The 24,678-nt window shown below is 56.6% G+C and carries 23 protein-coding genes and 1 tRNA gene; 8 read left to right on the top strand and 16 right to left on the bottom strand.

The window, feature by feature from the left end:
• Positions 1-20: 20 nt before the first annotated feature.
• Both D9K61_RS14270 and ttcA read right to left on the bottom strand, forming a co-directional pair.
• The gene (locus D9K61_RS14270; protein WP_120633885.1) at positions 21-1,553 is read right to left on the bottom strand and encodes a bifunctional diguanylate cyclase/phosphodiesterase; all 1,533 of its coding nucleotides are present in this window, start codon (positions 1,551-1,553) and stop codon (positions 21-23) included.
• A gap of 64 nt (positions 1,554-1,617) precedes the next feature.
• Positions 1,618-2,511 carry a tRNA 2-thiocytidine(32) synthetase TtcA gene (gene ttcA, locus D9K61_RS14265; protein WP_120633884.1) on the bottom strand — a complete coding sequence of 298 codons (894 nt, stop codon included), beginning with the start codon at positions 2,509-2,511 and terminating at the stop codon, positions 1,618-1,620.
• A 114-nt stretch (positions 2,512-2,625) separates the two neighbouring features.
• On the opposite strand from ttcA, the gene D9K61_RS14260 reads away from it, so the two are divergent.
• The gene (locus tag D9K61_RS14260; protein ID WP_120633883.1) at positions 2,626-3,561 is read left to right on the top strand and encodes an alpha/beta fold hydrolase; all 936 of its coding nucleotides are present in this window, start codon (positions 2,626-2,628) and stop codon (positions 3,559-3,561) included.
• 5 nt (positions 3,562-3,566) lie between these two features.
• On the opposite strand, the gene yidD is transcribed toward D9K61_RS14260, so the two are convergent.
• Genes yidD through rpmH form a run of 3 tightly spaced genes read right to left on the bottom strand, consistent with a single transcriptional unit; the run spans position 3,567 to position 4,382 of the window.
• On the bottom strand, positions 3,567-3,800 hold the full coding sequence (gene yidD, locus D9K61_RS14255) for a membrane protein insertion efficiency factor YidD (protein WP_120633882.1): 234 nt from the start codon (positions 3,798-3,800) through the stop codon (positions 3,567-3,569).
• On the bottom strand, positions 3,797-4,222 hold the full coding sequence (gene rnpA, locus D9K61_RS14250) for a ribonuclease P protein component (protein ID WP_120633881.1): 426 nt from the start codon (positions 4,220-4,222) through the stop codon (positions 3,797-3,799). The genes yidD and rnpA overlap by 4 nt, the downstream gene beginning before the upstream one ends.
• 25 nt (positions 4,223-4,247) lie before the next feature.
• Positions 4,248-4,382 carry a 50S ribosomal protein L34 gene (gene rpmH, locus D9K61_RS14245; RefSeq protein WP_005632162.1) on the bottom strand — a complete coding sequence of 45 codons (135 nt, stop codon included), beginning with the start codon at positions 4,380-4,382 and terminating at the stop codon, positions 4,248-4,250.
• Between the two features lie 295 nt (positions 4,383-4,677).
• On the opposite strand from rpmH, the gene D9K61_RS14240 reads away from it, so the two are divergent.
• The 4 genes from D9K61_RS14240 (at position 4,678) to D9K61_RS14225 (ending at position 8,373) form a co-directional block, all read left to right on the top strand.
• Positions 4,678-5,409, top strand: coding sequence for a TVP38/TMEM64 family protein (locus D9K61_RS14240; protein ID WP_120633987.1), 732 nt, complete (start codon positions 4,678-4,680; stop codon positions 5,407-5,409).
• Positions 5,410-5,412: 3 nt separating this feature from the next.
• Positions 5,413-6,831, top strand: coding sequence for an NAD(P)/FAD-dependent oxidoreductase (locus tag D9K61_RS14235; protein WP_120633880.1), 1,419 nt, complete (start codon positions 5,413-5,415; stop codon positions 6,829-6,831).
• Between the two features lie 18 nt (positions 6,832-6,849).
• Positions 6,850-8,232 carry an ATP-binding protein gene (locus tag D9K61_RS14230; protein ID WP_120633879.1) on the top strand — a complete coding sequence of 461 codons (1,383 nt, stop codon included), beginning with the start codon at positions 6,850-6,852 and terminating at the stop codon, positions 8,230-8,232.
• A 64-nt stretch (positions 8,233-8,296) separates the two neighbouring features.
• Positions 8,297-8,373, top strand: a tRNA-Arg gene (locus tag D9K61_RS14225).
• 730 nt (positions 8,374-9,103) lie between these two features.
• Here D9K61_RS14225 and istB read toward each other — a convergent pair.
• The 9 genes from istB to D9K61_RS14180 all read right to left on the bottom strand — a co-directional run bounded on the left by istB (position 9,104) and on the right by D9K61_RS14180 (position 20,403).
• Positions 9,104-9,868 (bottom strand): IS21-like element helper ATPase IstB, encoded by a 765-nt coding sequence (istB, locus tag D9K61_RS14220; RefSeq protein ID WP_120633878.1) that lies wholly within the window; start codon positions 9,866-9,868, stop codon positions 9,104-9,106.
• Positions 9,865-11,364: an IS21 family transposase gene (gene istA / locus D9K61_RS14215; protein ID WP_120633986.1), complete on the bottom strand. Its 1,500-nt coding sequence runs from the start codon at positions 11,362-11,364 to the stop codon at positions 9,865-9,867. The genes istB and istA overlap by 4 nt, the downstream gene beginning before the upstream one ends.
• A gap of 342 nt (positions 11,365-11,706) precedes the next feature.
• Positions 11,707-12,984 (bottom strand): amidohydrolase family protein, encoded by a 1,278-nt coding sequence (locus D9K61_RS14210; protein WP_120633877.1) that lies wholly within the window; start codon positions 12,982-12,984, stop codon positions 11,707-11,709.
• Positions 12,984-13,928: an ABC transporter permease gene (locus D9K61_RS14205; protein WP_120633876.1), complete on the bottom strand. Its 945-nt coding sequence runs from the start codon at positions 13,926-13,928 to the stop codon at positions 12,984-12,986. Before D9K61_RS14205 ends, D9K61_RS14210 begins: the two co-directional genes overlap by 1 nt.
• A gap of 4 nt (positions 13,929-13,932) precedes the next feature.
• Complete coding sequence (locus D9K61_RS14200) at positions 13,933-14,982, bottom strand: ABC transporter permease (RefSeq protein WP_120633875.1); 1,050 nt, start codon at positions 14,980-14,982, stop codon at positions 13,933-13,935.
• Positions 14,972-16,513, bottom strand: a complete 1,542-nt coding sequence (locus D9K61_RS14195; protein ID WP_120633874.1) for an ABC transporter ATP-binding protein — start codon at positions 16,511-16,513, stop codon at positions 14,972-14,974. Before D9K61_RS14195 ends, D9K61_RS14200 begins: the two co-directional genes overlap by 11 nt.
• Before the next feature lie 6 nt (positions 16,514-16,519).
• Positions 16,520-17,527, bottom strand: a complete 1,008-nt coding sequence (locus D9K61_RS14190) for a BMP family protein (RefSeq protein WP_120633873.1) — start codon at positions 17,525-17,527, stop codon at positions 16,520-16,522.
• A gap of 251 nt (positions 17,528-17,778) precedes the next feature.
• Positions 17,779-18,870: an aminomethyltransferase family protein gene (locus D9K61_RS14185; RefSeq protein WP_120633872.1), complete on the bottom strand. Its 1,092-nt coding sequence runs from the start codon at positions 18,868-18,870 to the stop codon at positions 17,779-17,781.
• A gap of 12 nt (positions 18,871-18,882) precedes the next feature.
• The gene (locus tag D9K61_RS14180) at positions 18,883-20,403 is read right to left on the bottom strand and encodes a trimethylamine methyltransferase family protein (RefSeq protein WP_256386758.1); all 1,521 of its coding nucleotides are present in this window, start codon (positions 20,401-20,403) and stop codon (positions 18,883-18,885) included.
• A gap of 149 nt (positions 20,404-20,552) precedes the next feature.
• On the opposite strand from D9K61_RS14180, the gene D9K61_RS14175 reads away from it, so the two are divergent.
• The 3 genes from D9K61_RS14175 to D9K61_RS14165 all read left to right on the top strand — a co-directional run bounded on the left by D9K61_RS14175 (position 20,553) and on the right by D9K61_RS14165 (position 22,603).
• Positions 20,553-21,425, top strand: coding sequence for a LysR substrate-binding domain-containing protein (locus tag D9K61_RS14175; RefSeq protein ID WP_162946904.1), 873 nt, complete (start codon positions 20,553-20,555; stop codon positions 21,423-21,425).
• A 72-nt stretch (positions 21,426-21,497) separates the two neighbouring features.
• Positions 21,498-22,034 (top strand): dihydrofolate reductase family protein, encoded by a 537-nt coding sequence (locus D9K61_RS14170; RefSeq protein ID WP_120633870.1) that lies wholly within the window; start codon positions 21,498-21,500, stop codon positions 22,032-22,034.
• A 56-nt stretch (positions 22,035-22,090) separates the two neighbouring features.
• A complete protein-coding gene (locus tag D9K61_RS14165) occupies positions 22,091-22,603 on the top strand; it encodes a TetR/AcrR family transcriptional regulator (protein ID WP_162946903.1) in 513 nt (170 codons plus the stop codon).
• A 230-nt stretch (positions 22,604-22,833) separates the two neighbouring features.
• Here the strand turns inward: D9K61_RS14165 and D9K61_RS14160 are convergent, their stop codons facing one another.
• Entirely contained in the window at positions 22,834-24,408 is a 1,575-nt protein-coding gene (locus D9K61_RS14160) for a hypothetical protein (protein ID WP_162946902.1), read from the bottom strand.
• 154 nt (positions 24,409-24,562) lie between these two features.
• Positions 24,563-24,678: ATP-binding protein (locus tag D9K61_RS27310; protein WP_216825814.1), on the bottom strand; the 116-nt coding region annotated here is incomplete at its 5' end.

Below are 24,678 nucleotides of genomic sequence, written 5' to 3'. Positions count from 1 at the left end.
TTGCGGTAAACTCAGGTCCTTTACCCAGTTTGCCTTCCGATTTTCGGAACACCGTTGACTTTATTGCGATACGTGGCAATCCAATCCAGGGTCTGGTCAAAGGGCATGGGCTTCCCAATCCCGAACCCTTGAACGTGGTCACAGCCCAGTTGCGCCATCAAAGCATGTTCTCCAGGTGTCTCAACGCCTTCGGCCAATGTTTCAAGCTGTAGCCGTTCCGCCATGGTCAGAATGGCGCTGGCGAGTTGCTGTTGGCTGGGGTCCTGATCTGATTTGGCAACAAACGATCGGTCGATCTTGATCCGCGTGACGTTAAAGCGTTTGATTGATGCAATCGACGCGTGTCCGGTGCCAAAATCATCAAGATCAATGCAACATCCCAGCGCAGCGAGACCGGTGACATTGCGGGTGATCACGTCGTCGGGTCGCCTTGAAAAAACGGTTTCCAAAACCTCGACGGCCAACCGGTCGGGCGTCAGGTCGAAATGGTCCAGCTCCCACTTGAGGCGATCAGTAAGGCCCGGGTCTCTCAGCTCGTCCGACGAAAAGTTCACGCCAATCCGGGGAACGACAACACCAGCGCGATCCCAGGCACGAATGGCAGTGAATGCGTGGTGTCTTATTGTTTGCCCCAGACGCTCCATAAGTTCTGCCTGCTCGGCAAAAGGCAGGAAGATATGCGGTCCAAGAACGCCCTTTTGCGGATGTTCCCAACGGGCCAGTGCTTCAAAACCTGTAACGCGCCCGGTGTCAGTCGACACCTGCGGTTGAAACCAGGGGCAGATCTCTCCGCTGGTTAGCGCCGCATCAAATTCCTTGCGCAAATTGGTTCTGATCCGCGACCTGCGCCGTGTTTCCGTTGAAAACGCCCTGATTGTAGATGGTCCATTTTGTTGGGCCTCTACAAGTGCGCCAGTTGCGGCGTCGATCCACTGTTCCACGTTGCTATCGGGTTCATTCGTACTTAGGCAAAAGCCAATGGAACATGACATGTACACACCTGTGCCATTCAACATCACGGGGTCCTCGACAACGGATTGGATGCGCCCCGTCATTTGAATGCACGCTTCCAGATCCAGCTGTTGTGCTGGTCGCAGACCGATCAGCATTTTGTTTCCACCGATGCGTGTGGCGATGTCGTGGCTGCGGATCATGGACAGAACGCGGGTGCAGAACTGTTCGGTCACGTGGTTTGCTGCCGCTTGTCCGTGGAGATCAAGCAGCTGGTTGTAGTCATCCAGTGCCACAGCAATGCAGGCCGACGCTTCGCCGCTGCGATTTGCAGCCTCGAATACCTTTTCCAGCTCAAGATTGAACTGATCGTTTGCCAAAAGACCACCAATGTGCCGGTTGGCCCGAGCAGCGCCAACACCCAAAATGCCAACGCCTGCATAAATCAATGGCAGGCCCAGCGCTGCGGCGACTAGCGCGCGTTCCCCTCCAACCCAAAAGGCGCCCAGGCAGAGCGCTGGCAGAAAGGCCAGCGCGGCCGGGCTGTTCAGCATGCTGATCAGAGAATGGATTAATCGCTCAAAGAAAGGATGGTTCCGCATTGGTTTTCGGCCCTGGGCATGGATCGCGCAAGGTGGAGCGTAGGAAACCAGTCTGAGTCAGTCGTTAACGCAACAGAGGAATTTCGTCTGAATTTTCTGCGTTTTCGCCGGATTTCAAAGAAAGACCGGCAAAATCAAATAGTTTCGGATCCAAAAGATGAGACAGCCTCGCGTTTGTCAGGGCACGGAACATGACCTGGCGACGGCCGGGGCTGTTCTTCTCCCATTGATCCAGGATCTGTTTGACCTGTTGACGTTGCAGCCCGTCCTGGCTCCCGCAGAGGTCGCACGGGATGATAGGATATGTCATGGCTTTGGCGAATTTCTCACAATCGGCCTCGGCCACATGGGCCAGCGGGCGATACACAAAAAGATCACCTTCTTCATTCACCAACTTGGGCGGCATTGTGGCCAGACGTCCGCCGTGGAAGAGATTCATGAAGAACGTCTCAAGGATATCGTCCCGGTGATGACCCAGTACAACGGCCGAGCACCCTTCTTCGCGCGCGATGCGATACAGGTTTCCGCGCCGCAAACGCGAGCATAGTGCACAGAATGTCCGGCCCTGCGGGACCTTGTCCATAACCACTGAATACGTGTCCTGATATTCAATCCGGTGGGGCACACCCATCCGGCCTAGAAATTCCGGCAGGACGGTGGCTGGAAAGCCCGGTTGCCCCTGATCCAGATTGCAGGCCAATAGATCAACCGGCAGCAGTCCGCGCCACTTCAATTCGTATAGAACCGCCAAAAGGGTGTAGCTGTCCTTGCCACCGGACAAACAAACCAGCCAGCGGGGCGGTTTGCCGTCTTTGTCATGTGCTGATGGGGCCACCATCCCGTACTGTTCAATCGCCTCGCGAGTCTGACGCACGATGCGCTTGCGCAGCTTCTTGAATTCGGTGGTCGAGGGCGCACCGGCGAATAGGGGATGGATATCGCTGTCATCGTCCAGCATGTCGGCTCTCCTCAGGCTTGCGGGCATATGCCATGGAAGCGCCGCGCTGCAAAGACCTGATTCAAGAGGCAAGCTGTGCTATGGTGCGCAGATATTTTTTGAAAGGATTGATCGATGGACTACTTTTTTTCTGTCCGCGGCCGCGATGGCGACCATTATTCGAACAAACCGGGTGGCACGCGATATCTGGCCATCCCCTCCAATGCCAGACGCCCGGCGCGACGGCACGAAATCCCGGTTTCGGATTGGATTGGACGGGTTCAGGCCGGGGCAGGTGCAACAGATGAAGAGAACGGTCACATCGTCATTTTCGTGCACGGGTTCAATACCGAGCAATTTGAAATGCTGGAACGCCACCGCAAAATCCGCTCGGGGTTAGAGGCGCACGGGTTTAAGGGAACGGTGATAAGCTTTGATTGGCCGAGCGACGGGTCGGTTCTTGGCTACAACTCGGACCGGGCCGATGCACGTCGGTCTGCGGACAAGCTGTTCACCCATGGCATCAAAAGGCTATCGCGGATGCAGACGCCTGATTGCCGCTACAATATCCACGTTCTGGCGCATTCCATGGGAACCTTTCTGGTGCGCGAGGCGATGGATTATGCAGATGACGATCACACAACCGCACAACACAGCTGGACAACCAGTCAGGTCGCCTTTGTGGCGGCGGATATTTCGTCGAAATCGCTTGCCGTTGGTAACCCGAAATCCTCATCGCTTCTGCGCAGGTGTACTCGGCTGACCTGTTACTACAGCCCCTTCGACGAGGCACTGTCGATTTCCGAGGTCAAACGTGTCGGGGTGTCACGCAGGCTTGGCCGCGTGGGTATGCCAGATGAACATCCGGAAAAGGCAGTGAACCTTTACTGTGGCAAGTTTTTCAAAGACAATCGCGGTGATTTTCCAGACGGTAAATCAGCAAGCCACAGCTGGTATTTCGACTCACCGCGCTTCTATGAAGACCTGCACCATACCTTTATGGGCAAGCTGGACCGCGAAGTGATTCCAACCCGAGCTCATACGAATCGGGGCAATCTGGCGCTGTTCTGAGCAGATCAGTCCTTTTGGTCATCGGGCACCGGGTCATAGCCATCACCGCCCCAGGGATGGCACCGGCAGATACGGCGCGCGGCCAACCACGTGCCCTTGGCCGCGCCGTGTTTTTCCAAGGCTTCCAGCGCGTAGGCCGAACAAGTCGGCTGATAGCGGCAATTGAAGCCAACCCAAGGGCTAAAGATCAGACGATAGGCCCGTACGGGCAAGCCGAGGAGATGCGCAAGCAGGGTCATTTCTTGACACTGTGCAATTTGCGCAGCGCGTACTGAAAGTCGTTCAACAGCGCGTCAAACGAACGCTCTGCTGTGGCGTCGGCGCGTCCGATCAGCACATAGTCCCAGCCATCAAGACCTTGCACCGGCAGAACGGCACGCGCGACTTCGCGCAACCGACGTTTCGCGCGGTTTCGGGCCACGGCGTTGCCAACCTTCTTGGAGCAGGTGAAGCCAACGCGAATCCCTGGCGCTTCATCCGGGGCGCGTTTGCGGGCCTGCACCATCATCGAGGAGGTGCCTTGCCGGCGCGCCCGCGCAGCATTGAGGAAGTCGGAACGATTCTTGAGAACGATCAGAGTTTCAGGCGCGCAAACGGACGCCGCCGGGGGCGTTTCCCCGGGCTGGTTCTTACCATCCTCAGGGGCCTCCGGCGGCGTCATGTTCATAACCTGATCGGTGAGCGGCTTATGCGCTCAGCGACTTGCGGCCACGTGCGCGGCGCGAGTTCAGGATCTTGCGGCCGGCCTTGGTGGCCATGCGCGCGCGGAAACCGTGGCGGCGTTTGCGAACCAGGTTCGAAGGCTGATAGGTGCGTTTCATCGCTCCGTCTCCAATCTATGCGGTCGGGTGCGGCGCGGATTCGCCTGCCCGTGGTGTTCGAAGCCCGTCCTCTACTGCTAAGAGTAGGGTAAGTCAAACCCCTAGGTCGGGGTTTTTGTGCCTTTTGCAACAATTCTGTAACCCGCTGTCGCAAAACATTTCAAAAACCGGCTTTTATGCGGAAAACACTCACTTTCACAGTCGCAAACTTCAAGGCGCCGTGAACACCCTGTTGCTGGGCGCGCAGGCAGCGCATCTTGGGGGAAGGATGGAACCCAATAAACCGGACAACCAGATGAGCGAAACAACCCAGCAACCCCGCAGCGGGATTGCACGCCACATCCCATTGCTTGTTATCCTTACCGTTGCCACGGTCGGGTTCTTTACACTTGGGGATTACCTGACTTTTGAAACTCTGCGTGACAACCGCGAGGCATTGCTAACGTGGAGAGACGCGAATTATTGGGCGATGGCGGTAGCGTTTATGGCGATCTACATCGTGGTCGTGGCGTTTTCCTTGCCGGGTGCGGCTGTTGCTTCGATGACCGGAGGGTTTCTGTTTGGCCTGGTTGCAGGAACTGCGTTCAATGTTTTTGCAGCGACTGTCGGCGCCTCGGCGATATTTCTGGCGGCACGATGGGGGCTGGGTCAGGCGCTGACAGCACGATTGGAAACGTCGGAAGGCTCCATCAAAAAGCTCAAGGACGGGTTGCGGGAAAACGAAATCTCGGTGCTGTTCCTGCTGCGGCTTGTGCCTGTTGTTCCGTTCTTTGTCGCAAACCTTGTTCCAGCTTTGGTTGGCGTGAGGTTCCGCAACTTTCTGCTGACAACAGCGCTGGGCATTATTCCCGGCGGGATCGTCTATACTTGGATCGGTGTTGGCCTGGGTGGCGTATTCGACCGCGGTGAAACGCCTGACGTGTCACTGTTGTGGGAACCTTTTGTGATGGGCCCAATCATTGGATTATGCGTGTTGGCTGCATTGCCGATCGTCATCAAATACCTGCGTGGCCGGAAGGACGTCTGAATCATGAACGAGTCAAAAACCGATATCCTGGTGATTGGGGCCGGGTCGGGTGGGTTGTCCGTTGCCGCGGGTGCCAGCCAGATGGGCGCCGATGTCATCTTGCTGGAAGGCCACAAGATGGGGGGTGACTGCTTGAACTTCGGTTGCGTGCCATCAAAGGCGCTGATTGCAAGCGGTAAGGCAGCCTACGGACAAGCACATTCGGCAGTCTTCGGTGTTGCCGACCACAAACCGCAAGTGGACTATGCCGTTGCCAAGGATCACGTCCGTGATGTTATCGCCCAGATCGAGCCCATGGACAGTCAGGAGCGGTTCGAGGGGTTTGGTGTCAGGGTGATCCGGGAATACGGATCATTTGTCTCTCCAACCCAGGTTCAGGCGGGTGATCAGGTGATCACAGCGCGGCGCGTCGTGATTGCGACGGGGTCTTCCCCGCTGGTCCCGCCCATACCCGGGCTCGACAAGGTCCCTTTTTACACAAACGAAACCATCTTTGAGCTGCGGGAAAAACCCGACCACCTGCTGATCATCGGCGGTGGTCCAATCGGCATGGAGATGGCGCAGGCCCATATTCGGCTGGGATGCAAAGTGACCGTGATCGAAGGCATGAAGGCGCTGGGCAAAGATGACCCCGAGGCGGCAGATGTCGTGCTCAATGCCTTGCGCTTGGAAGGCGTCGCCATTCACGAGAGCGCAATGGTCGCGCAAATCCGAGGCTCTGATGGCGCAGTCGAAGTTGTTACCGAAAACGGTGAGATTTATGCTGGTTCCCACCTGTTGCTGGCGGCAGGGCGCAAGGCCAATGTCGACCGTCTGAATCTCGAAGTCGCTGGCATCGACCAAACACGGGCCGGCATTAAAACAGATGACACTCTACGTACGACAAACCGCAAGGTTTATGCGATTGGGGATGTCGCTGGCGGGCTGCAATTCACCCATGTTGCGGGGTACCACGCGGGCATTATCATCCGCTCGGCCTTGTTTGGTTTGCCGTCCAAAGCCAAGACAAATCATATCCCATGGGCCACATACACGCAGCCGGAACTGGCGCAAGTTGGGATGAGTGAAGCAGAGGCACACGCGCAATACGGCGGCAACGTCGAAACTGCCCAGTTTGACTATCACCACAACGACCGTGCTGTGGCTGAACGTAAAACACCCGGATTCATCAAGGTTATGGTTGTCAAAGGTCGGCCTGTAGGCGCAACAATCGTTGGCCACCAGGCAGGTGAATTGATCAATTTGTGGTCTCTGGCGATAGCCAATAACCTGAAAATGGGACAGATTGCTGCGATGGTGGCCCCGTATCCGACAATCGGAGAGCTTAACAAACGCGCCGCGGGCGCCTATTTCTCGCCAAGGCTGTTTGAGAATCAGACAGTTAAACGAGTGGTCAGGTTCGTCCAGCGCTGGATTCCCTGACCGGGAAAGGAGCGTCCTTTGAATTCCCTGTCCGGCCGTTTCCTGATCCTGACAACGGTCTTCGTGATGTTGGCCGAGGTACTGATCTTCGTGCCCTCCATCGCGCGGTTTCGGGAAGATTTCCTGCTGAACCGTCTGGAACGCGCCCAGATCGCGTCGCTGGCCCTATTGGCCGACGATATGCTGGCCGAAGACCTTGAGGCCGAACTGCTGGCAAATGCCGGTGTCTACAACGTCGTTCTGCGCCGTGACGAAGTGCGGCAGCTGATGCTGTCGTCCCCCATTCCTGAACAAATCGCCAAAACATACGACCTTAGGGATGCGGGGCCCTGGGTTCTGATCCGTGACGCGATGACCCGTTTGTTCACAGTCGAAGATCAGGTCATCCGTGTGATCGGTGAGCCGGTCAAGGGTGCCGGTTTGCTGATCGAGGTGACCACTGACAGCGCCCCCTTGCGGATGGCGATGACGGACTACGGATGGCGCATCCTGGGCCTGTCCTTTGTGATTTCGATCATTACCGCCTCGTTCTTGTTTCTCGCTGTGCGGGTGGTGCTTGTCCGGCCAATCAAAAGCGTGGTCGGCTATATGCAGCGCTACGCCAGCGCGCCTGAGGATGCCCGGGGTATCATCTCGCCGAATTCCAAAGTGACCGAGCTGCGCGAGGCGGAGGAAGCCTTGAAGATGCTGCAAACGGATCTGACCCAGGCACTCAAACAACGTGAGAGATTGGCTCAACTGGGTGGGGCAGTGGCCAAGGTCAGTCATGATTTGCGTAACATTTTGACATCCGCTCAGCTGTTCACAGATCGGATCGAGGCCAGCGATGACCCGCTTGTCCGGCGGATGGCTCCGAAGCTGGTGAACTCGATAACGCGCGCCGTTTCCCTTTGCGAAAACACATTGGCCTTCGGTCGCGCCGAAGAACCTGCCCCGACGCTGAACATGGTCCGGTTGCGGGATTTGGCCGAAGATGTTGCGGCCAGCGAACAACTTGCGATCGCTGATGCCTGCGTAGAGATAGTGAATGATGTGCCCAATGACCTTGTGGCCCGAGCGGACCCGGAACAACTTTTTCGGGTGATCATGAATCTTGTCCGTAACGCCAGGCAGGCTTTGGTCGCTTCTGGCAAACCAGGCCAAATCACCATTGTCGGCCAGGAAAATGAAGACAGTTGGTGCGTTGAGATCCGCGACACTGGCCCGGGGTTGCCGCCCAAAGCGCGCGAGAATCTGTTCACTCCGTTCCAGGGCGGGGTGCGCAAAGGTGGGTCTGGTCTGGGCTTGGCAATTTCGCAAGAATTGATGCGGGGCCACGGCGGTGACTTGGTTCTGAAAGACACAGGATCCGAGGGAACCACGTTTGAAATAAGGCTTCCACGCGGGGACGTGACTTTTTGAAGATTTTTCGAAGAATCGTCTTGCACGTCCTGCGCCCCGGGTCTAAATAGCGCCTCACCAACGCGGACCGATAGCTCAGCTGGATAGAGTACTTGACTACGAATCAAGGGGTCGGGGGTTCGAATCCTCCTCGGTCCGCCACTTTTTTGCTGTGTCAGGCGACACATAGTTCTGCCACCAGCGACAGAACCTTGCCATTTTCGCCTCACTTCCATCATCCAGCACCTAGACCGATTTCAATGATCCTGACTTCCCTTTTGGGAAAATCAGGGCTGATTTGCAGATCAGACGCTGAAGGCGCCTGTTCCTGCTGATCTGCCACGTGGCGAACGCGGATGGGGGCGAGGCAATGCTATTCGACAATAGTGGTGCGGCCCGCAGGCGTAGCCGAGGACACGGTTTTGTCTAATAGGGTTGCCCGAGGGGGAAGGCAGCGCCTTACCCCTGATGGCCAGGGGCGTTTGGCTTGTCCAAATCCCGCTGTCTCACAAAAACAAGTGCGACGGTGCAGGCCGCGCCGGTACTTTTTGCGCCAGAACGCGTTGTTATTCTAATGAATCAGGCGGAAACCAGACTTTCGCCGCAGGTGCGCACAGGACGCGTAACCTCGGCGGAAGCAGACATTTGCCCTATGCCAAATCCGCTTAGATGCACCAGCACCGCATTACCGCTTGAAGCTCAGCATTCCCAAAGTACACTTTAGTTCGTCAGCTAACTGTTTTTCTTGGCCAGCTGTCAACGGCGGCGTAAAATCCTGCCACTAGGGCGGCGCAAAAGTAGGCCAGTTTGGTGCACGCGCCTTGGAGCTTGCGGCCCACAAATAGCAAGCACGGTCCAAGGCGCATTGGCCGTCAGGCCAATCATGTGAAGGTCATTTTCCGGTATTTGCGAGGCGGGCACGGCTCTGGTGAAGGCGATAGCTTTCGCCGTTCATTTCCAGGATGTTCACATGATGGGTCAGCCGGTCCAGCAGTGCACCGGTGAGGCGTTCGGTGCCGAAGGTTTCGGTCCATTCTTCGAACGGCAGATTGCTGGTGATCAGGGTGGAACCCCGCTCGTAGCGCTGCGATATCAACTCGAACAGCAGTTCGGCGCCGGTTTTGCTCAGCGGCACAAACCCCAACTCGTCAATGATCAGCAGTTTGACCTTTGCCAGTTGGCGTTGCAGTCGCAGTAGGCGCTTCTCATCTCTGGCCTCCATCAGTTCATGGACCAGCGAGGCTGCGGTCACGAAGGCGACCGGCAATCCCTTTTGGCACGCAGCCAGCCCCAGCCCGAGGGCAACATGGGTTTTACCAGTTCCTGACGGGCCGAGCGCGATGACGTTTTCTTTGCGTTCAATCCACTCACAGCGGGCCAGTTCCAGCACCATCATCTTGTTGAGGCTGGGGATGGCTTTGAAGTCGAAGCTATCGAGGCTTTTGACTGCCGGGAACTTTGCAGATTTGATCCGGCGCTCGACCATGCGCCGTTCCCGGTCGATCAGTTCCAGTTCCGTCAGCCGGGCCAGATAGCGCACATGATCCACGCCTTCGGCGGCACATATCCGGGCCTGCTTGTCGTGTTCGCGAAGGAAGGTGGGCAATCGCAGGGTTTTGAGATGATGGGCAAACAACAGTTCTGGTGTGTCTGTCATGCGCCACCACCTACCAGTAGGCTCATATAGGACGCGGCAGATGTCGTTGCGATATTGGTTCTGGGCAGGAAGGGATAGACATCCAGATCCAGCCGGGCCGGACGGCGCTCGACGCGACACAGAGCCAAGTGTTTGACGGCGTCAAAGCTGATGGCCCTCATCTGCAACGTATCTTTAATCGCCAGATGAAGCACCTCCATCTCAAAGCGTTCCAACAGGCGCAGAACCTGCACGTATTCCCGCTTGCCGGTTTTGCCCTGCCTCGCTTCTAACAAACGCTGCAACGTTGCGAAGGCTTCTGGTAGCTCCCAGCCCTGCAATGGCGCTGCCTGGTCGAAGGTCATGATCTTGCGCTCGATCAACGGCAGGTAATGTACTGGATCGAACATCATGTCGCCTGTGTCGTAAGAACGAGGGTGGTCTGCGATGACATCGGCTGCGCACCCAATGATGATCCGGTCAACGAAGCCTTTGATCCAAACCTCACGGTGGCCATAGGCAACGGGCACAGAGTAATCATTGCCGCGATAACGCACCTGGGATGTCGATGTCACCTGACCGCTTTGCAGATCACAGGCTTCAAAAGGAGCGGCTGGCAGGGTACGCATCGCCGCCAAATCTGCTTCCAGCCGTTCACCAATGCTGATCTTGTGTCCGCGTAGGATGTCGGCCTGTCTTTTGCGACACTGGCCTTCCAGGTAATCGTTGAATGCGTCCCAACCTGGAAAACGCGGCATCGGCACCATAAAGTTGCGACGGGAATAGCCAACCAGACCCTCGACCTTGCCCTTATCGTTGCCCTTGCCGGGGCGGCCATACCGATCCCCGATCACGTAGTGAGACAGCATCGCGCTGAACCGCTGGGTTCTCTGCCGGGTGCCGTCCGACATGATCTTGGCCACAAGGCAGCGGTCATTGTCGTAAAGGATGGAGCGCGGCACCGCGCCGAAGAAGGCAAAGGCGTGCACATGCCCATCAAGCCAGGCCTCGGTGTTGGCCGCGGGATACGCGCGAACATAGCAGGCATCGCTGTGCGGCAAATCAAAGGCAAAGAAATACGCCTTCTGCTCAATCCCGCCGATCACAACGAACGCTTCGCCAAAGTCCGCTTGGCCGTGTCCCGGTGGATGGCTCAGGGGAACAAACATCTCCCGTGATACGCGTTTCCTTGTTCGCACATAGTCTTTGACAATCGTGTATCCGCCATCAAACCGGCACTCATCGCGCAGCCGCTCAAAAATGCGCTTTGCCGTATGGCGCTGCTTACGCGGGCGGGTTTTGTCTTCTGCAAGCCACTCGTCAATTTGTGCAACATACGGATCAAGCTTGGGCCATTTGATCGGCGATGTCCGCCGATACCCCGGCGGTTCGGAATACGCCAACATCTTAGAAACACTGTCCCGGCTGATCCCAAAATCCCGAGCAATCTGACGCCCGCTCAAACCTTCCTCAAAGTGAGCGTGACGAACCTTCAAATACAAATCCACGGTGAATATCCCCAAACCCTCCCGAATACCGAAAGGGCAAAAGTGGCCGACTTTTACGCCGCCCGCGACAGCACAATGCCGCCGCTACCGTGGCCGAGTATTGCTCCGCCGTGCACACCAGCCAGAACCAATTCAGGGGGACCGGGAGATGGAGCGAAGGTGCAGGTGTTTTCGACTGCGAGGAATGGAGCCACCCAATGACGGCAGAGACAGTCGGGTCGGATTTGGCCAAGGACGTTTTCAGGTGTACTGCGTTTCAGCCACCAGGCTCAAGATCAATAACAAAAAGATAAAACGCACAGAACTGCTACCGGCTTGTTCTAGTTTTGAATCCTAACCCTAGGTCTTCTGCTAAACTCCCAGATGTCGTCTGTGTGACGTAGAAGGGCGATCCTGGATATTGAGCCTTGCATCTGGGCGGGGGGACTGACTGATGAGTTTGCCATTTGCCACAACGTGCAAACGCGCTGCGCGTAGCCGCAGGGCCTCGGTTGGGGTGCCAGCATCAAGCACGACCAGGGATGCTTTGGCCCCGACGTGAAGCCCGTAGTCCTGCAAACCCATCGTCTTTGCGTTGTTCACGGTTACCATATCAAAACAGATCCGCATTTCTTCGGGGCTGGTCATCTGCGCCACATGTAGCCCCATAAAGGCCACGTCCAGCATGTCTGCTGTTCCTAGTGAGTACCACGGATCAAGCACGCAATCCTGTCCCCAGCCAACGTTGATCCCAGCGCTTAGCATCTCTTTCACCCGGGTCAGACCGCGGCGTTTGGGGTATGTATCGTGCCGCCCCTGCAGAACGATGTTGATCAAAGGGTTCGGGATCGCGCTGATCTGAGCTTCTGCGATCAGTGGAAGCAGTTTCGAGACATAGTAGTTGTCCATAGAGTGCATTGAGGTCAAATGCGAGCCCGCCACACGCCCGCGCAGTCCAAGCCGCTGGGTTTCAAACGCAAGCGTTTCGATGTGGCGCGATAGTGGGTCATCCGTCTCGTCACAATGCATATCCACTTGCAGGCCGCGTGCGGCGGCAATTTCGCACAGTTCAGTCACTGACGCAGCACCATCCTGCATCGTGCGTTCGAAATGCGGGATACCGCCGACAACATCCACGCCCATATCCAGCGCGCGGATGGTATTCTCGCGCGCCGTGGGATCGCGGTAGAACCCATCTTGGGGGAATGCGACCAGTTGCAGATCGATGTAGTCTTTGACCTTATTTCGAACCTCGAGCAGCGCCTCGACCCCTAACAGCCGGTCGTCGCATGTGTCGACATGGCTGCGGATCGCAAGCAATCCCATGCTGGCCGCCCAGTCACAGTAGTGCAGGGCGCGATCAATCACCTCGTCCTGGGTCATGACCTGTTTGAGTTCACCCCAAAGCCCAATGCCCTCCAGCAGGGTTCCTGAGGCGTTGATGCGAGGCAGACCATAGGACAGCGTCGCATCCATATGAAAATGCGGATCAACAAAGGGCGGGCTAACCAAATCGCCGGTTGCATCAATGATCTGCCCTGCTTTGGCAGTGCCGAGTTGATCTATGGCGGTGATCTTACTGCCTGAGATGCCGATATCAGCGACGCTGCCGTTCGGCAGAAAGCCACCTTTTACAATCAGGTCAAACATCACCGCTCCCCTTTGTTGAATGGCACCATAAGTGCGGCGGGTACTTCAGCCCGGCGTGACATTACTACCAATGCGAGAATGGAGAGTATGTAGGGCATCATCAAGAATATCTGATAGGGGACCTGCGCCCCAAGACTTGTTTGCTGAACCCGGATCTGCAGCGCATCGAAGGCAGCAAACAGCACTGCCCCAAGCATTGCCTTGCCCGGCCGCCATGACCCGAAGACAACCAGAGCAATGCAGATCCAGCCGCGCCCATTGACCATCTCAAAAAAGAAACTGTCAAACGCGGACATCGTTAGAAACGCGCCGCCGACGGCCATCAACCCGCTGCCTATGATAACGGCCCCCATGCGGATGGCGGTCACCGACAGGCCTTGTGCGGCCACTGCTGCCGGGTTTTCGCCTGCGGCACGTACGGCCAAACCCAAGGGCGTTCGGTAAAGAACCAACCCGACAACTGCAACAAGTACAAAGGCCAGATAGGTCAGCGGCGTTTGCGAGAAAAGAGCGGGCCCAAGCAGTGGAATGTCCGACAGCAACGGGATTTCATAGGGCTGAAACGCAACGATCTTGGGCGGGCTGGTAACCTCTGGCAGGGCCAGCCGATAGGCGTAGTAGGTTGAGGAGGTCGCTAGCAGTGTGACACCCAGACCAACGACATGCTGAGACAGACCAAAGGGCACCGTCAGGGTGCTGTGCAGCAGCCCAAACAACATCCCCACAGCCATTGCAACGCCGACACCAACCCAAAGCCCGGTGCCCGAATAGACCGCCATCCAGCCCGCAAATGCACCGGAAACCATGATGCCCTCGATGCCAAGGTTCAGCACACCGGCGCGTTCACAGATCAATTCGCCTAGGGTCGCAAAAATCAGTGGGCTGGCGATGCGGATCGCTGCGGCCCAGAAACTGGCGGTGAAGAGGATGTCGATGATGTCCATGGCGCTAGTCCCTCACCACGCGAAACCGCGTCAGCATGATCGCCAGAACCATCAGCAAAAGGGCGACGGCCAGCATGATGTCGGCTAGGTAGGTTGGTACGCCTGCGGCCCGGCTCATGCTGTCGGCGCCGACAAAAATGCCTGCCACAAACAGGGCCGCGATCACCACACCCAGCGGATTGAGCAGGGCGAGCATCGCCACGATGATGCCAGTGTAACCAAATCCGGGTGACAGATCGAGGGTCAGGCTCCCCTTCAGCCCGGCGACCTCGGAAAAGCCTCCCAGGGCGGCAAGCCCGCCAGAAAGCAGCGCGGTTTTGACCAACACCAAATTCACCGGAATGCCCGCGAAACCTGCTGCCTGTTTGTTTAGGCCCACGGCTCGCATCTCATAGCCTAAGGTACTGCGGGTCTGGATCACCCAGACGCAAAGCGCCGATATGATCGCCAGGGCGAAACCCCAGTGCAGACGCAGCCCGTCGACGATCCGTGGTAGGCGGGCCTCGGGGATCAGTCGGGCCGATTTTGGCCAGCCCATCCCCATCGGATCTTTCAATGGCCCCTCCAACAGCATTGAAATAAACAGCAGGAAGATGAAGTTGAAAAGCAGGGTCGTCACCACCTCGTCCACCCCAAACCGGGTTTTCAGAAGCGCCGGTACCAGCAGCAAATTCGCACCCGCAAACACGGCAATCAACGCAATTACAGGAAGGACCAGGCTACTTGGCCACGCCAAGGCTCCGGTTCCCAATAAAACCGTGATCAGAGCTCCGGCGTATAGCTGCGCTTCGGCCCCGATGTTCCAGAACTTGGCCCGAAAAGCCACGGCAACGGCAAGCCCCGTAAAGATCAGCGGTGTCGCCCGATTGAGCGTTTCAAGAAGCGCGAATTTCGACCCAAATGCGCCCTTGATGATCAGGCCCAGAACCGAAAAGGGGTTTGCGCCAGCGATCATTGCCAAAAGCGATGCGATCACAATTGTCGCAGACAACGCCAATGCAGGTGGGACTAGTTTGCGCCCAAAGCTGGGGTTGTTTATCGGTTCAAGACGCATGCGCATTCTCGTTTTCAAACCCTTGTCCGGCCATCCATAGGCCCAGTTCCGTGGGTGTCATACTGCCCCGGCCAAATCCGGGTGAGAGCTGTCCGTCAGCAATCACATGGATGACATCGGACATGGCCATGACCTCATCCAGATCTTCCGAGATCAGCAGGATCGCGGCCCCTCTGGCGCGGGCTTCCAGCAACTGGCCGTGCACATAATTGACTGCGCCGATATCCAGCCCGCGCACGGGTTGATTGGCCAGAATAACCTGCGGTGCGGCCTCAAGCACGCGCCCCAGGATCAGCTTTTGCATGTTCCCACCGGACAAAAGTCGGATTGGCGTGTCCGGGCCCGGACAACGCACATCGTATTTATTGATGATGGCCTCGGCAAAGGCCCGTGAACTGCGCCAATTCAGCCAACCAGCCTTGCTGAACCCCGCTGAACGGTAGCGCTCAAGAATTGCATTCTCGGTCAGGTCAAAATCCGCAATCGTTCCGGTTTTGTGCCGGTCTTCGGGGATGCGAGCGATGCCACTTTTTACTGCTTCGCGCGGGGTCCAGCGGTCGATGTCAGATCCGCCGATCTCGATCCGCCCCTCGGCGGGTTTCACCAGCCCACCAACCACATCTGCGATCGCGGCTTGGCCATTGCCGGAAACGCCAGCCAGGCCGATGATTTGCCCGGCATGCAAAGATAGAGACACCGACTTGAGCCCCGGAGCGTTGCCGACATCCGGTGTTGCGACGCGATCCAGTTTCAATAAAGCAGGCCCGGGCGTCGATTGGGGTACCTTGGGTGGTGTCGCCTCTGTGCCCATCATCAGGGTCGCCAGCGCGTGTTTGTCAGTATCGGCAGTGCGAACGCCGCCCGTTATCTTCCCGTGGCGCAACACGACAACTCGGTCCGATATCGCCATAACCTCATGCAGCTTGTGGGAAATGAAGATAACCGACAAACCATCCGCTATGGCCAGCCGGAGGGTCGCAAACAGATCATCCGTTTCCTGTGGCGTCAGAACTGCGGTCGGTTCATCAAGAATAAGAATGCGCACATCGCGGTAAAGCGCTTTGAGTATCTCGACCCTTTGCCGTTCACCCACCGTCAGCGCCCCGACACGGGCGCCCGGCGACACGGACAGGTGATACTTTTGAGACAGCGCCTTGATCCGGTCGCGGGCTGCCGATCGTCCCGCGCTTGTGCTCAATAGTGAACCGACCCCAAGAGTGATGTTTTCCAACACAGTCAGGTTGTCGGCCAGGGTGAAGTGCTGGTGTACCATCCCCACACCCGCATCCAGCGCAGCGCGAGAGTTTCCCGGTGGCAGAGTTTTTCCGAACACCCGAACGGTTCCGCTATCAGCCGTATATTGGCCAAAGAGGATGTTCATTAGCGTTGTTTTGCCTGCCCCGTTTTCACCGAGCAAGGCAACAACTTCGCCTTTGTTCAAAGAAAGGCTGACCGCATCATTTGCGGTCAGCGTGCCAAAGCGCTTGGTGATAGCATCGAGGGTCAGCGCCTCAACAACAGAGGTATCCATGGGTGGTTATGACGACGTCGGTTCGTCGTCGTTGATGGTCACAGAGAATGCACCCGATTTGATTTCGGCCTCGCGTTTCTTGACAAGGTCAAGCGCCGGTGCGGGTACCTTGCCGTCGAATGTGCCCAAGGGTGCCAGGGAGGTTCCGCCCTGATTCATAAAGGAGTAGATGCCGTAGTCAGCGGCTGTAAAGCTACCGGCCTGCACTTCGGCAATGGCCTTATCCAGGGTTGGTTCAAAATGCCAAATCGCCGAGGCGACCACGGTGTCAGGATATTCCGGCTGCGTGTCGATCACGTTGCCAATTGCAAGAATGCCCTTTTCCTTAGCGGCGTCGGAAACGCCGAAACGTTCAGCATACAAGATATCCGCGCCGTTTTCGATCATTGCAAAGGCCGTTTCCTTGGCTTTTGGCGGGTCAAACCAGCTACCGATAAAGCTGACCTGGAAGGTGATGTCTGGGTTCATCTCACGTGCACCGGCCATGAAGGCATGCATCAGGCGATTCACTTCCGGGATTGGAAAGCCGCCAACCATGCCGATATTGCCCGTCTCGGTCATGGAGCCGGCAATGATACCGGACAAGTAAGATGCGTCCTGGATATAGTTGTCAAAAACCGCAAAATTAGGCAGCGCCGGGTCTTCCTTGAAGCTTGAGCCCATCAGGAAGGCAACGTCGGGATATTCTGCGGCGACTTCTCGCGCCTCTTGTTCGGCGCCAAATACCTCGCCGATAATCAGCTTGTTGCCCGCCTCGGCATATTCGCGGATCACACGGGCGTAGTCCGTGTTGCTGACGTTCTCTGAGAAGAAATAGGAAATATCCCCGCGATCCTGTGCCGTCAGCGCGGCGTTGTGGATGCGGCTGACCCATTGCTGCTCGACGGGCACGGTATAGATCCCGGCGGTTTTGATCGGTTCTGCGGCAGCAACGCGACCAGCCCCAAGCAAAAGTGACGACGCTGCGGTCGTCATCAGAAATTGGCGGCGGTTGAGAAATAGTGATGTTTTCATGATGTCCTCCCCGTGGCAATTGACGCTAAGTAACACGTAATTTTATCATTTGGTCAAGAATTTTGAGAATGAGGGGCCCATACGATCAGAACTTGCTTAGAAAATGTGCTTAGGGTCAGGAACAGGAATAGGTCAACTTCATAGACCTGCTGTGTTGGCAACGTCTGCTTTGGCGTTTTGCAATGCGGCTTGACTAGTGCCGTTGAGCGGCGGCTTCGGGCCGCGCTCTACAGCAACTGACAACGACTCCTCTATTCGTGGGTGCGAAGTTTCTTTGGATCGTAGATGGGGCTTGCTGCGATGGTTGCTTGCGTGTTCAGGCCATCGCCTGACACGGCCAGCGTCGTTCCAACGGCCAGTCCTGGAACAACATGCGCAAGGGCAAGGGATTTACCCATCCGGTGTGAGTAGCAGGGGCTGTTGATTACGCCGACAGGTTCACCATCCAATGATAGCAATTCACCACCGGCCACAATGTCGGGGTGATTTATTTCCAGGCACACATTGTTTACTTTTTCGGCCCCCTTTGCCGCCACGACGGCCGCTTTTCCGCGATAATCGGCCTTGGTTGTGCTGACGGTGAACTCAAGGCCGACCTCCCATGGGGTGTTGCCCTTGGTCATATCATAGCCATAAAACAACAGCCCGGCTTCGATACGCACCTTGTCCAGAGCAGTAAAGGAACAGGGCATGACGCCCTCCTGCACGAGCTTGTCCCAGATATCCGTAATCACTGTCCCGTCTGCGAAGATCTCGTAGCCGCGTTCGCCGGAATAACCCGTGCGCGAGATGCGGCACGGATGGCCGAACAGAACCGCTGGCGCGTGTTCGAAATAGGTCAGTTCGGCCAGGTCGATATCCGTGTGGGCGTTCAGGATCTCCAGAGAGGCGGGGCCCTGCACCGAAAGGTCATGCAGATCGTCGGTAAAGATGATCTGAACGTCGCGACCCGCTGCCGAAGCTTCAAGAAGCGCCATAGTGTCGCCGGACCCGTGCACGATCATCCATTCGTTGCCGCCATTGTTCGACACGATCGCATCGTCGGCGATCCCGCCCTGATCCGTCAGAACGCAAAGGTAGGCTGCCTTGCCCGGTCCAACTTTGGACAGATCGCGCGTGGTGAGATGATCCAACACATCCAGGGCTTCGGGGCCTCGAACGAACACTTTCTTCAGGGGAGTCATGTCGAACATACCGGCCCGTTCACGGACCGCATCGTGCTCATCGTTGGGATCCGAGTTATAGGTCCAGGCCGTACCCATGCCGTTCCAGTCCTCCAATCCTGAACCAAGCGCTGCGTGGCGCGATGCGAGGGCGGATGTGCGGCTGAGTTCGTCGGTCATGGGTCTTCCTTTCTAGTACCATTGGTCCGGCACGCCTGCCTTGCGCTCGGACACGAAGTCTTCGAGCGCGGTCTGGATGCCGGGGTTGATTTCGGGCTGTTGATAGTTGTCCAGCATCTGACGCCACCGCGCCGTGGCGCGTTGGTCCGACGTGAGCGCGCCGTTCTCTGTCCAGGTCTCGAAAGGACCGGCATCCGGGATTTGTGGTTCAAAATTCGCCGATCTGTAGTGGCGCAGCGTGTGGCTGGTGGAGAGGAAATTCTCGCCCGGGCGGGTTTCGAGATAGGCATCGCGGCCGAAGGCTTCGTCGTCGACTTCAAAACCCTGCAACAGTTTCAGCATCGCGCCGCAGTGATCTACGTCCATGATGAACTTCTCGTAGGACATGACCAACCCGCCTTCTAGCCAACCCGCCGCATGCCAGACCTGATGCGCGCCGGACAGAAGGGTGGACCACATGGCCCCCGTACTGTCCTGCATCGCCTGCCCGTCGGGGGCGTTGGATGCTGTGATTTGTCCGCCGCCTGAACGCACCGGAACGCGGAGCCTGCGCCCCAGTTGCGACAGTGCCATGGTGACCATGTTCGCTTCTGCCGATCCGAAGGTCAGCGCACCCGTGCGCAGGTTCATGCTGGAATGAAACGACCCCATGACAACCGGGCAACCGGGGCGGACAAGCTGTGTCAGGGCGATGCCGACCATCGCTTCGGCCAGCGTTTGGGCTGCCACTGCCGCAGGCGAGAGCGGCCCCATGGCCCCAGCGAAAATCGCCGGAGAGACGCACACGCACTGGTTTGCTTCGGCATAGATGCGGAGCGCGGAGGACATGGTGTCATCGAACACGAGCGGAGAGTTGACGTTGATATTGGCCTGCATGACGGCGTTGCGGTTCATGAAGTCGCGTCCAAAGACCAATCGCGCCATTTCGATATTGTCATGAGCGCGGTAAGGTGCAGTGACCGACCCCATGAAGGGTTTGGTCGACAGGGTGAGGTGGGCCAACAACATGTCCAGATGCCGCTTGTTCACCGGCACATCCGTTGGCTCGACCACCGTGCCGCCGGAATGATGCAGCGCAGGGGAGCTGTAGGTGAGTTTTACGAAGTTCCGGAAGTCTTCGAGCGTGGCGTATCGCCTGCCATTGGTCAGATCGCTGACAAAGGGTGACCCGTATCCCGGCATCAGGACAATATTGTCTCCGCCGAGGGTCACGGTCCTGGCCGGATCCCGACTGTGCAGCTTGAACTCGGACGGAGCCGTGGCGCAAATGTTGCGCGCATGCCCGGGCTCAAACCTGACGCGCTCACCATCGACTTGGGCACCGGACGCGGCAATCAATTCGAGCGCTTCATGATCCCCCCGGAATTCGACGCCTATCTTGCTCAGAATCCAGTCCGCCTGATCTTCGATCCGCGCCAAAGCCGCATAGTTCAGCATCGCGTATGCAGGGATTTTTCGCGTCGTGAATGGAGCGCCTGGAGACACCGTGTCGCGACATGACGGTCGATTTCGACGGGAACGGCTGCGGCGCACTGCTGGTATCGAGAAGTCCGTGGTGATGTTCAAAGCACTCAAACGCGAAACTCCGATTCATTTGTTCCCCAGCAGGATTGGCGTTTGCCGCGCAGTTGAAAATCGAAATTTTCTGGCCATTGCGTTCAAAATTTTTGTACAAGCTTGATATGCGCCGACACTTTCGCCATCATGACCTGCTCAGGTTGTTCGCTGAGATCGCCCGGCATTCCAGTTTCTCGGACGCTGCCGCAGCGCTGAACATGACCAAGGGTGCGATTAGCTATCAGATCAAGACGCTTGAAGCTGATCTGGGGATGGCCCTGTTCCGCCGCACGACACGCGGCGTTACCCTGACGGATGAAGGGTTGAGGCTGCTGGCGGCTTGCCAGACCCGTTATCAGGAAATCGAAGCTGATATTCTGGAGATGAAGGGGCGCGCATCGCGATCCCTGACTGTTGGAGTGTCGACCTATTTCGCAGCGCGATGGCTGTCCCCGCGTCTGATGACCTTTTTGCAGCGCCACCCGGATGTGCAGCTGCGCATTCAGCCGATGATCCAGTTTTCTGAGCGGGAAATGCAGCAGGTTGATGTGGCGATCAGGTGGGGGAATGGAGATTGGGGGGAAGGCGTGGTGACCCCCTTAATGTCATTGTCGCCCTATCCCGTCGGGAACTCTTCTGTGGCTCAAAAAGTTGAGGCATTAGGAATGGGCGTGGCGATATCACAGCTCACATTGCTCAGAGACCGGGACGACAGCAATGCCTGGTCCGATTGGCTGACCGCCGCATGTCTGCCCCAGCAGACGCGTCAAGATGTGTTGATCGTCCCCGACCCCAACGTTCGGGTACAGGCTGTCATCAACGGGCAAGGGATTGCCTTGATGGATGACCTGGTGTCGGCCGACCTGGAGGCGCAACTGCTGTTCCGGTTGTCAGAAATTGAACTTCCCGACTACGGGTACTTTCTGGTTCAGCCGAACGGCACCGTTGCAACGGACGCCGTGGCTACATTCTCGGCCTGGCTGAGAGCCCAATCCTGACCACATTCGACTTGAACGTCATAGGCTCTATATTTATACGCCGTATAAATTAGGACCCACGGAGACACCGATATGACAACCGGGCACATCATGATGGCCATGAGCCTCGATGGATTTGTTGCGAGACCCGACCACGCGCTTGACTGGCTGAATAAGCAAGCGACGCAAGACGAAGATCACGGCTTTGCAGAGTTTCAGGAGCGCATGGATGTGATCGTCATGGGATCAGGCTCATTCCGTACGGTGCTGGGTTTTGGGGGCTGGCCCTATACCATTCCCTGCATCGTGCTGAGCCGCAAACTGACTGAAGAAGGCGTTCCCTTGGAGCTGCGCGACCGGGTTGAGGTTTCAACACTTGAGCCCAAAGCCCTGTTGGCCTCGTTGGAGAAGCGCGGTTTGAAACAGGCATATGTCGATGGCGGCGCGATTATTCGGTCCTTTATCCAGGCGGGGCTTATCGAGGACATGAAAATATCCATCGTGCCGATCCTTCTTGGCGAAGGCATCCGGTTGTTTGGCTCCAATGACACGGATATTGATCTGGATCTGGTGTCATCGACCGCCTTCCCGTCCGGGCTGGTGGATCTTGAATACAAGGTGAAACGGTGACCAAGGTTGCGTCCGTTGGACGACCGGTAAAATCGTCGCAACACCTGTCAAAGCAAGTGATCCTTAGAACTGCGCTGCCAATCGTTCAGAAAGGCGATGTCGATGCGCTGTCTTTCCGTGTGCTTGCCGATCAGCTGGGCGTCAGCCCGATGGCAGTCACCTATCACGCTGGCAACAAGAAACAGCTTTTGACCGATCTGGTGGAGCTTGCCTTCAAGGGGGTCGCAGACGGCATCGAAGAGAGGTCCCCGGTCAAACGGGCCCGTAGCATACTGGCGGCCTACTACCGGTATGCGTTGAAGAACGCCAATCTGCTGCGCGCGATCTTGAATGATGTGACGCTCATGAGCGCGGACCTCGCCCTTGTGGCGGCGGAACTAAAGCCCAGCACGGACCAGCTGAAGAACAGCGACGGTGGCAATGTCCTGGTTCACCTCCTAATCGACTATGCGCATGGCTTTGTGCTTTCGGCCTCAAGCGGAGAAAACAATCCCCTGACAATCGACGACTTTCTGCGCGGCGTTGACTGGATTCTGAGCCAAGCAGCCGGAAAGGACGATGCGATCTAACATGAAGAACAAACGCATCCGCGCAGCGCGCCGGAACAATCTTTAAGCATCCCCCGGAACCAGATTGTAGTGTTCACTGGCGTTTCAGGATCGGGTAATTTGTCGCTGGCTGAGTTGAGTTTACTATCGGAGTAGTTTCGCCCCCGCGGCGAATGTCTGGAAAGCGGGATGCAAACGCAGCATCTCAGCTGGTTGTTGGATGTCGCCTTAGGGCCGTCTTCGCAAGCGATTTAGGATCCCATAAAAGTCTCGTAATCCAGCTTGGCCAGAGTTGGCGCAAATGATGGTCCTGGGAAGCGGTTTGATGTGGGTGAACCTGGAGGTCCTTGAAGTGCTCCGACGTTGTCTCCTCCGTTGGAAGACCACTGGCTGGATGGAAGCTGGAGATGCATTGGTATCGACGCAGTTCTGGCTGGGCTATTTGCGGCCAACTCGAAATCGGCGGCATTTCGTCCCTGGCCAATGAACATTGGATCACATTCGACAATGTCAGCACCAAGCGGATACATGGGCTGATTTAGCTCTTGGGCGAAGGCCGGAAATCCAATGACATCACCGTCAAACCGAATGTTCCACTTCTGCCAGCTGGACGTAAACCTCTTCCGATACTCCGCTTTCTCTACACTTCCAAAAAAACCTTTCGTTCTCGGCGGTTCACCAGAAGAAGGAGAATAGGACACGGCGTTGTTTAAGTGGTTCATCCCTGGCAGCAGGCCTTTCTTTATGTAAGCCGACCTTGTGAGGAAGCTGTTGTGGAACACATTTAGTCTGTCGAAAGGTCCTTTGGCGTCCGTCGCTTTCTTTAAGGCCTTAAAGACTGCTCCCCCGGTGTTTTCATCTGTGTCACCAGGCAAGGGGTCTGAACCTTGCCAAGTTCGGAAAGACCCAATGTTTGAAAAAATGAACATGGGACCACGCGTGACGCATTCAATTGAAAACCACTTGTGGACATCCACCAGATCATTGTGGTGAAACCACCAGTTCGAAGCACCATCTTCAGGTTCGAACACGTTGTCACGGATCTGTTCGAAGCTGTTTTGGTAAATGTTGAAATCTCTGTTCAGCGGAGCCTGCAACGACGTATTGTAGCCGTGAATTGCATTGAAGGCTGCTTTGATTTTACAGTGTCGAATTGTTACTCCACCAGAGATTTCGTTGGATCGAAAAAAGTCTCCGTCAAACAGTCGATAATCGCCGGCTGTGTCGACTGTTGCGCCATGAATCCGGTGCCAAGGTATTTGATGCCAAATTCGATTGGGCACGATGTCCTGAGTCCAAGTGCAACGCTCGACGAGGATATCTCGCGTTGTCGGCCCAAATGCACCAATGCAGAATGTGGCATCTTCGAAGCGGCAGTCCTGGACAACGACATCCCGTGATGCGTCGATAAAAATATGCGTAGGCCACGATTGACGAAAGCAGAGGCCTCTAACCGTAACGTGCTCGCAGCGAAAAACTCTCAGACGCGCGTCGTCAATCCACGGATAGAGCCCAGGGAAGCTGTAGCCGAGATCGAGAGAGCTTTGCGCCAGGCGGTTGGACTTTGGCCTAAACTCTTCGGCAGTCATGCGTTGGCTGATTTGACAGTCTGTAGGGTCGGTATCTTGAGCTGGTTCGATCACAATTTTGTTGTGCTCTGTCCCGCGGCGGCGGCTGATCGTGTAAACTCCGTCATACCGTCCAGCCTGCAACTGAATTCTGTCGCCTGCAGAAGCCTTATCAAGAGCTTCTTGAAGAGAGTCAGGCGTAACAAGTATTTGGGTCATAATTTGGGCTTCATCAATTACTGCAAAGATAATTGCCAACTGTCACCAATGTCAACGGCGGAGTAAAATTCTGCCACGGGGCGGAGCAAAAGTCGTCCATTGCTTGGGTGGCCGACGCCTTGGCAAACGCGCTCCCAAATAGCTGGCGGTTGCCAAGGCGTCTTGGTCCGTCAGGACCAATCTTTTCCGCGTATTAGGAGTTCTGCCGAGCCCTGCTCTGTGCCAGACGATAGCTTTCTCCGTTCATCTCCAGGATGCTGACATGGTGGGTCAGCCGGTCGAGCAAGGCACCGGTGAGGCGCTCTGATC

This window comes from Ruegeria sp. EL01 (genome assembly GCF_900313035.1).
Classification (GTDB): domain Bacteria; phylum Pseudomonadota; class Alphaproteobacteria; order Rhodobacterales; family Rhodobacteraceae; genus Ruegeria.
Note: the sequence above shows the minus strand (reverse complement) of the source record. Positions and strands in the feature narration are given on the sequence as shown.

Excerpts from the sequence above, each read along its gene's own strand:
- D9K61_RS14270 (WP_120633885.1), bottom strand. The coding sequence starts at position 1,553 with ATGCGGAACCATCCTTTCTTTGAGCGATTAATCCATTCTCTGATCAGC.
- ttcA (WP_120633884.1), bottom strand. The coding sequence starts at position 2,511 with ATGCTGGACGATGACAGCGATATCCATCCCCTATTCGCCGGTGCGCCC.
- D9K61_RS14260 (WP_120633883.1), top strand. The coding sequence starts at position 2,626 with ATGGACTACTTTTTTTCTGTCCGCGGCCGCGATGGCGACCATTATTCG.
- yidD (WP_120633882.1), bottom strand. The coding sequence starts at position 3,800 with ATGACCCTGCTTGCGCATCTCCTCGGCTTGCCCGTACGGGCCTATCGT.
- rnpA (WP_120633881.1), bottom strand. The coding sequence starts at position 4,222 with ATGACGCCGCCGGAGGCCCCTGAGGATGGTAAGAACCAGCCCGGGGAA.
- rpmH (WP_005632162.1), bottom strand. The coding sequence starts at position 4,382 with ATGAAACGCACCTATCAGCCTTCGAACCTGGTTCGCAAACGCCGCCAC.
- D9K61_RS14240 (WP_120633987.1), top strand. The coding sequence starts at position 4,678 with ATGAGCGAAACAACCCAGCAACCCCGCAGCGGGATTGCACGCCACATC.
- D9K61_RS14235 (WP_120633880.1), top strand. The coding sequence starts at position 5,413 with ATGAACGAGTCAAAAACCGATATCCTGGTGATTGGGGCCGGGTCGGGT.
- istB (WP_120633878.1), bottom strand. The coding sequence starts at position 9,868 with ATGACAGACACACCAGAACTGTTGTTTGCCCATCATCTCAAAACCCTG.
- D9K61_RS14210 (WP_120633877.1), bottom strand. The coding sequence starts at position 12,984 with ATGTTTGACCTGATTGTAAAAGGTGGCTTTCTGCCGAACGGCAGCGTC.
- D9K61_RS14205 (WP_120633876.1), bottom strand. The coding sequence starts at position 13,928 with ATGGACATCATCGACATCCTCTTCACCGCCAGTTTCTGGGCCGCAGCG.
- D9K61_RS14200 (WP_120633875.1), bottom strand. The coding sequence starts at position 14,982 with ATGCGTCTTGAACCGATAAACAACCCCAGCTTTGGGCGCAAACTAGTC.
- D9K61_RS14195 (WP_120633874.1), bottom strand. The coding sequence starts at position 16,513 with ATGGATACCTCTGTTGTTGAGGCGCTGACCCTCGATGCTATCACCAAG.
- D9K61_RS14190 (WP_120633873.1), bottom strand. The coding sequence starts at position 17,527 with ATGAAAACATCACTATTTCTCAACCGCCGCCAATTTCTGATGACGACC.
- D9K61_RS14185 (WP_120633872.1), bottom strand. The coding sequence starts at position 18,870 with ATGACCGACGAACTCAGCCGCACATCCGCCCTCGCATCGCGCCACGCA.
- D9K61_RS14175 (WP_162946904.1), top strand. The coding sequence starts at position 20,553 with ATGCGCCGACACTTTCGCCATCATGACCTGCTCAGGTTGTTCGCTGAG.
- D9K61_RS14170 (WP_120633870.1), top strand. The coding sequence starts at position 21,498 with ATGACAACCGGGCACATCATGATGGCCATGAGCCTCGATGGATTTGTT.